Origin of the sequence: Edwardsiella sp. A.80236, from assembly GCF_044540725.1 — a bacterium.
Lineage (GTDB): Bacteria > Pseudomonadota > Gammaproteobacteria > Enterobacterales > Enterobacteriaceae > Edwardsiella > Edwardsiella tarda.
Genome location: NZ_JBIUCY010000054.1, coordinates 1 through 1,439, shown reverse-complemented (window position 1 = coordinate 1,439; position 1,439 = coordinate 1). Strand labels below are relative to the sequence as shown.

Annotated in this window: 1 protein-coding gene and 1 pseudogene; one reads left to right on the top strand and one right to left on the bottom strand. The window is 53.9% G+C overall.

The features are described from left to right. The first annotated feature begins 58 nt into the window (after window positions 1–58). Window positions 59–1,194, top strand: a protein-coding gene (locus tag ACEQFP_RS17420; RefSeq protein ID WP_217490971.1) for an IS3 family transposase whose coding sequence is annotated in 2 segments (ribosomal slippage) — window positions 59–305 and window positions 305–1,194 — 1,137 coding nt in all. Because the reading frame shifts where the segments join, the coding sequence is not laid out codon by codon here. Between the two features lie 36 nt (window positions 1,195–1,230). Here ACEQFP_RS17420 and ACEQFP_RS17415 read toward each other — a convergent pair. Continuing rightward, window positions 1,231–1,377: pseudogene (locus ACEQFP_RS17415) on the bottom strand (transposase); the annotation flags it as partial. Between the last annotated feature and the right edge of the window lie 62 nt (window positions 1,378–1,439).

The window sequence follows — 1,439 nt, the reverse complement described above, 5'->3', positions numbered from 1 at the left end:
TGGACTGACCCCACCCCAGTAGACGATCCTGCCCTATAGTTTGAGCATAGGAGAGCGTATGGGCACACCACGATTTACACCTGAATTTAAGGAAGAAGCCGTCCGTCAAATTACCGAGCGCGGTTACTCCGTTACTGAAGTATCTGAGCGTTTGGGCGTATCGGCGCACAGCCTCTATAAATGGTTACGGGCCATCAAACCCGATAACAGCGAGCAACATGCCCGTGATCTGCTGGAAGCCAAAACTGAGATCCTGAAATTGCGGGCACAGCTGAAACGCACTGAAGAAGAGCGGGATATCCTGAAAAAGGCCGCGCGGTACTTTGCAAGGGAGCCCGACTGAAGTACCGCTTTATCAATGAACACCGCTCTGTATGGAGTGTCATGACGATGTGTCGGGTTCTAAGCGTTGCCAGAGCCGGGTTCTATGCGTGGCTGCATCACCCCATTTCTGCGCGTGAAAAAGACAACCAGCGCCTGCTGACGCTCATCCGAGATTCGTATGCGCTTAGTGGCGGTGTATATGGTTATCGTCGGGTCCATGGCGATCTGTGCGAAATCGGGGAGACCTGCGGCAAAAACCGGGTGAGTCGTATTATGCAATTGAACCGAATTAAAGCCGTTCGCGGCTACAAAGCCCCACGCCGCATCGCTGGCAGACCCTCCGTGGTTGTCCCCAATCGCGTGAGGCGGGCATTCACCGTGGTGAAACCCAATCAAGTCTGGGTAACTGATATCACCTATATCCGCACCTGGCAGGGCTGGCTGTATCTGGCAGTGGTCATCGATCTGTTCGCCCGCAACGTGGTTGGCTGGTCGATGAAACCCACGCTGTCACGTGAACTGGCGCTGGATGCGCTGATAATGGCCGTATGGCGAAGAAAACCCACCAAGGAAGTGATCGTGCATTCAGATCAGGGCAGCCAGTACGGCAGCGATGACTGGCAGCGCTTCTGCCGGGCCAACAACCTGGTACCGAGCATGAGCCGGCGTGGTAACTGTTGGGATAATGCCGTAGCCGAATCGTTCTTCAGTTCGTTGAAAAAAGAGCGTATCAGAAAACGCGTCTATAAAACTCGAGATCTGGCCCGGGCGGATATCTTCGATTACATTGAAGTGTTCTACAACCGGGCCCGGCGCCACAGTCATCTCGGCGGCATCAGTCCTGAGGCCTTTGAACGGGCCTCATTGTGAGGACAGAATTTGTCTACGGTTTTGGGGTCAGTCCAGTGCGCCCGAACACAGCACCCAGAACATACCGTTGATGATCATACGATGTTCTGCCCATGGGCGTCCGACCCGTGGTGTTGCTGGTTCAGCAGGTAATAAGGGCTGGATGAGAGCCCATGCTTCATCGGGAAGATCGTAACGAGCCATAGTTCAATATGTCATGGAAACAGGCAGTTACTATAGCTCAGGTGATTAAGGGACACAGCCTA